Here is a 5,378-nt window from a genome sequence, read left to right as displayed (position 1 = left end):
TTTCGATTGGTGTGTAGCAACTTTAATTGTATGTGAGTTATTTACTTTATGCTCATTTTTTTGTGCAAAAAAATGTTGAGGTAAACATGCTCTTGCGTGCTTACCCCAACATTTATTATAGAACCAATAAAAAGAGGCTGCGGAGCGTCAGCGACAACGATGGGCAGCTTTTGAAGCTTGGCGAGCACCCGGGAAGCCACGGAAAAGGCGGCATGTACCACGGTGTCAGGCAAAACGATAATAAATTCTTCACCGCCGTAGCGGCCGACAAAGCCTTGTTTTCCCACTTCTTTTTGCAAAAGTGCGGATAAAGTTCGCAGCACCTGGTCGCCGCTGGTGTGGCCGTAGGTGTCATTTATTTTCTTGAAATGGTCGATGTCCAGGAGAATCAAACTCAAGGGCTTTTTGGAGTCGCGAGAGCTGCGCATGGCCTGGGTTAGCTTTTGCGTAAGCATGCGGCGGTTTAAAAGACCGGTGAGACCATCGATCATAGCCATTTGCTCGATGACCTTGCGATGCCGTTCTGCTTCTAAAAGGCGCTTGACCCGATGACGCAGAACCAACATATTGCAAGGCTTGGTGATATAATCATCCGCGCCGGCGGCAAAAGCGATGTTAATCGTTTGATCGTCATCGCGGCCGGTGATCATCAGAATGGGTACCGTATGACCCTCTGGGAGGGCGCGCAGGGCGGCACAGGCATTGGGACCGTCGATGCCGGGCATGATAACGTCTAGGAGGACGATATCCGGTTTGTGCTGGCGAAAAAGATCAATCGCCTGATGGCCTGTACTGGCTTCGATAAATTCATAGCCTTCTGAAGCCAAAGCATCGCGCAGCATTTGCCGCAGCATGGGTTGGTCATCTGCAATAAGAATCAGCGGGTGGTTGCGCACAGTAATCTCTCCTGTTCAAAACACAAGTAAAAAGGCGTATAGCCTACAACAGATTTTTTGAAGCGGCGCAGGCGGCGAGAGCCGCTCCCAGAGCGCTGCCTCCTTTAAGGAGCCGCACAGGGATGCGATAGCCATGCTCTTCCAAGGTGACGCGCACCATCGAGGCGTAGCCTGGCAAATGTTCATAAAGTGAGCCGTCGATGGCGATGGGACCGCTAGAACCCAGATGGCGGAACAGTGCTACATAGGTCAAGGCGGCCAGACGGGCGGAACGCCAGGTGGCCCATTGCGCAAGCTGACGGGCGGTTCCGACTACGTCCGGCGGCAAGGGAAAGGGACAGCGTTCGCCGGGATGCAGCCAAGCGGCCAGATGGAACGGAGTGACGCAGTAGGGCTGCTTTAGGCCGCAATGCGGATGTTCTTTGAGGAGTGCTAGCCGAACCAGCTCTCCTAAATAACGTCCAGAGACGCGTTTTTCTAAAGGCTGCTCGCCTGGATGCAGGCTGGCGGCATCTAGAGCGGCGTCAAATTCGTTTCCCGGAATGGCGCGAAAGGCCCCGGATTCCAGGTTTAGCAGCATATTACGGGAGGGCTCGAAGTAGGCTGTGTTATGGCCGGTGCCAAGGATAGAGCCGATTTGCGTGCCTGGCAGCAGATAGGTTCCTGCCAGCAGGGTGGCTATGGTGTCGTTGATAATGGCCACAGGCTGGATTTGCAGACCGGCCCGAGCAAAGGCTTCCCTTAATAGCTGATTAACATCTTGGCCGATAACGCCGGGAGTGGCAATTTCTTTGCTCCAGCGCAGCAGCTGCGCCTGTTGTAGATTGGCCTGCTCGCAGGGAAACGAAAAGGTGTGCCCCAGCGGCAGCCGTTCTTCCGGTTCGACGATATCCGCAGCCAGCGAAGCGAGAAAATCAAAAAGTCCTTCGGCATGGCCCTCGGCCGTCAAATGGACGCCAAGAGGCTTGCTGACCTGCTTTAGTACTTTGTGGCGGCCTTGGCCGCCGAGGCGGATGCGGGCCATTCTAGCGTTGGTGCCGCCAAAATCGAGAGCCACGAAGTCGCCCTCCTCCTGGCCTGTAGCAGGCAGCAAAAAGGAGGGCAGTAAAGACAGAGAAGAGGCGGAGCCAGCCAGCTTGGCGGCCAGGTCTTCCTGAAAAGCGGCGATGATTTCTTCTTGGGCAGGGGGAAGCAGTTGCCAAAGTTGTAGGTCTTGTTTCAAAGAAGGTCACCCTCCCAGTGCTTGAAAGTTGAAATAATATTATCCATACATTCGTTTATTTATGTGCAGAATCCTCTTTTTTACAGGGCAAAGACAGATTTATTTGTTAGCTTTTGCGGCAGTTCAAGGGCGGGTCCTTGCGTTGGGAGTAGGTGTATTTTACAATGGACATAGCTAGGTTTGAGAGGAGGAATGACTGTGAGGATAGCTGGGCTCCTGGGCGGACTTTTGGCAGCTTGGCTGTGTGCAGCCTCCTGTCAGGCCGCAGGACTTACGGTCATCACAACGCTGGAAGAGGGGACGCCGCAACAAGCGGCAGTGGATGTCGAGCAGGCGGTACAGGCGATAAATCGGACCATGCAACAGGTGTATGCTTGGGAGGCGGAACGAACGGTTACGCTTTGTTTGACACCCAACCGCCTAAAATATCAGAACGCCTTACAGCGGCAGTTTGCCATGTCGGAAAGCGAAGCGCTATACTTGAGTCAAAGAACAGCCGGCTGGACGGCGGGGCGCTTTGTCGTGACTAATGTGGAAGGGGTTCCTTCTTCGTCGGCGCGGCGGCGACATTTTATTCATGAGCTGACTCACCAGTATGTATATTCGCTGGTGGATGAGGCGCAGGCAGCGGAGCTGTTGTGGCTTTCCGAGGGCCTGGCGGAAGTGGTCGCCTTTCAGGCCAGTGGCGCTGACGGCCCGGAGGTTTGGAGACAAACGCTGCGGGTGGCGCCGGTTTTGCCGTATTTAAGTCAGCTGCGGCGGCCGGGCTTGTGGCGGCGCACCGCGGAGGTGTACGGGACGCCGGTATGTTATGCAATGAGCGCGTTGGCGGTTTGGCGGCTGGAGGAGAACGCTGGCGCAGGGGCGTTGCGAAAGTATTATCAGCAGCTGCGCGCCAAGCCGGATAAAATAGTTGGTTTTGCCAACGCAACCGGCAGCGACTTGCTGGTGTTTGAAGATGATTTTGAGCGCTGGCTGGCGGAGGAATCGCTGCGGCGAAGTAAGTAAGCTGTGAGTCTGCAGCAGGATGTGCAAGGAGGTTGCGGTATGCGTCGTTATCAAAAAGAGTATTCCCAAGAGCAGGCTGCCTATGAAGAGGCGGCCATGTTTTTGCGCTCTTTAGAGATGCTCCTTTGGACGATGGCCGCCGTGATGGCAGTATGGTTATCTTATCGCGTGGGGCTGCAGTATGTGGAATGGCTGTGGCTGCTTTTTGCAGCGCCCTTCGGGGTGGTGATGCTGGTTATCCGCGCTTTGCAGTATTTGCATAAGCGGATGTTTCAAAGGGAGGCGGCGGTAAAGAAATACCCAGTCTCTCCAACTGGGTATTTGCGGCCGGATGAACAGGGGACGGTGTATGATGAGGCTGGGCGAAGACTCTTGCTTTTGACGGGGCATAGCCTGGCAGGAACTGGGGATGAGCGAATCTTGCGGGTGGATGTTGGCAACCAGTCTGGCAGGACGCTAGAGGGAGTGCTGCTGCGCGCCTTGCTGTATGATCGGCAGGAGCAACTGCTGGGCGTTGTTACCGCAGTCGGTCCTAAACTGGAGGGGGGCGAGGTCTGGAAGGCGGAGGCCCCGGTGAAGGCGCAACAAGCGGTGCGGGCGGTACTTTGTTTTCATGTGCCGCAGGGCGATTGAAGACACTGGAGCAAGGCTGAAGCGACTCTGTATCCGTATTGTTACAATTTTGAATTTTGTATTCAATTTTCTAAAATAAGAGCAATTGCAGGAAGAAACTGAAAGATTGTTGAAATTAATTAAAAATGCAAGAATTGATTTGTGAAATTGCACACGTGCTTTAGGCAACGCTATTTTGGAGGGAAGTCTATTGAGGAAATTGTGGCAGTTGATTTGTTGCTTCTTGCTTGTACTAAGTGTTTTGGCAATTTCGGAAGAAGAGTCAGTTGGACGAGCGGAAAACGGAGTTTCAAAGCGAGTTTTGCTTTTAAACTCCTATGGGCAAAGCTATAAATGGACGCGCAGTATTGTGGACGGAGCCTCCTCGGTCTTGTTGGGGCAAGGTAAGCATGTTGAGCTGAGTGTAGAAGACATGGACAGCAAATATGTCAAAGAGCAGGCTTATTTTCCCCTACTAAAAGAGGTATATGCTTATAAATGGAGGCAGAAGCCGTTTGATCTGATCCTTGCTTCTGATGATACGGCGCTGCAGTTTTTACTGCAGTATCGACAACAGCTGTTTCCGCAAACGCCGGTTGTTTTTTGCGGCGTCAATGACTATGTGCCGGAACTGCTGCAGGGCCAAGAGGACTGGTATACAGGCGTAGCAGAAGTAAGCGACCTGAAGAGCACCTTAGAGACGGCGCTGCATATCCAGCCGCAGGTACGGCATGTGTATGTCATCAATGACAAGACCAATACAGGCCGGGCCATTGACAAAGAAAGGGAAGTGCTGCAAAGCCAATTTCCCCAGCTGCAGTTTCACCGCTTAGAAGGGAAAACGATGACGGAGCTGGAAAATACGGTTTCGTCTCTTGGGGAAGACAGCATTGTGCTGTTGCTGGTCTTTTTCGAAGATGCCCAAGGACAGTCTTTTTCATACCAAGAAGCGGCAGCTCGTTTAGCGGCCCGGAGCAGCGTGCCTGTTTACGGCGCCTGGGATTTTTATTTGGGTCATGGAATTTTGGGAGGCAAACTTGTCAGCGGCTTTGACCAGGGCCGTGTGGCGGCGCAGATGGCCGTGCGGGTGATGGAGGGAGAATCGCCGGCCGCAATTCCCGTAGTACGGGAAAGCATGAACCGTTTTCAATTTGATGATGTGCAGCTGCGGCGTTTTGGCATTGCCAAGGAGCAGCTGCCGCCGGGCAGTTTAATTGTCAATCGTTCCTATAGCGACCAAAAGCAGGTTCTGGTGCTGTATTCGTATGACCCGGATATGATTTGGGAGCAGCACGTTGAGGAAGGTCTGCGCAAGGAGCTGGCGGGAGACGAGTCGATCAAGTTAGTTCATGACTATATGGATGTGCGCCGCAATATTATGCCGGAATACCTGCAGCATCTGTATGAACTGTATCGGACTAAATACAGTCAGAAACATTTTGACGCCATTGTGGCAGTGGATGATGCGGCGTATCAATTTGTGCAGAATTATCGCCAAGAGCTGTTCCCAGGAGTGCCTGTTGTGTTTGCAGGCGTGAATGACGTTGGATCAGTGAGGTCCTTGCAGCCGGGAGATCCGGTGACAGGCGTAGTGGAAAACATTGACTTGCGCGGAACCCTGGAGACCATTGTCGAGGTAC

At 53.1% G+C, this 5,378-nt stretch carries 5 protein-coding genes; 3 read left to right on the top strand and 2 right to left on the bottom strand.

From position 1 onward, the window contains the following. Positions 1-41 precede the first annotated feature (41 nt). Together PHF27_RS13130 and PHF27_RS13125 are read right to left on the bottom strand one after the other, a co-directional pair. Positions 42-896, bottom strand: coding sequence for a diguanylate cyclase (locus PHF27_RS13130; RefSeq protein WP_300070983.1), 855 nt, complete (start codon positions 894-896; stop codon positions 42-44). A gap of 43 nt (positions 897-939) precedes the next feature. Further along, positions 940-2,118, bottom strand: a complete 1,179-nt coding sequence (locus PHF27_RS13125; protein ID WP_300070980.1) for a hexokinase — start codon at positions 2,116-2,118, stop codon at positions 940-942. Positions 2,119-2,316: 198 nt separating this feature from the next. On the opposite strand from PHF27_RS13125, the gene PHF27_RS13120 reads away from it, so the two are divergent. The 3 genes from PHF27_RS13120 to PHF27_RS13110 form a co-directional block, all read left to right on the top strand. After that, entirely contained in the window at positions 2,317-3,126 is an 810-nt protein-coding gene (locus PHF27_RS13120) for a hypothetical protein (protein ID WP_300070977.1), read from the top strand. A gap of 39 nt (positions 3,127-3,165) precedes the next feature. Continuing rightward, the gene (locus PHF27_RS13115) at positions 3,166-3,759 is read left to right on the top strand and encodes an FxLYD domain-containing protein (protein ID WP_300070975.1); all 594 of its coding nucleotides are present in this window, start codon (positions 3,166-3,168) and stop codon (positions 3,757-3,759) included. Between the two features lie 190 nt (positions 3,760-3,949). Continuing rightward, the coding region (locus tag PHF27_RS13110) for an ABC transporter substrate binding protein (protein WP_300070972.1) at positions 3,950-5,378 on the top strand (1,429 nt) is incomplete at its 3' end.

The organism is Anaeromusa sp. (assembly GCF_028691475.1).
In the GTDB taxonomy this organism is placed as follows: Bacteria; Bacillota; Negativicutes; order Anaeromusales; family Anaeromusaceae; genus Anaeromusa.
This window is presented reverse-complemented; position numbering and strand designations above follow the sequence as displayed.

What these genes read in the sequence shown, in the direction of transcription:
- PHF27_RS13115 (WP_300070975.1), top strand. Translation starts at nt 3,166, where the DNA reads ATGCGTCGTTATCAAAAAGAGTATTCCCAAGAGCAGGCTGCCTATGAA.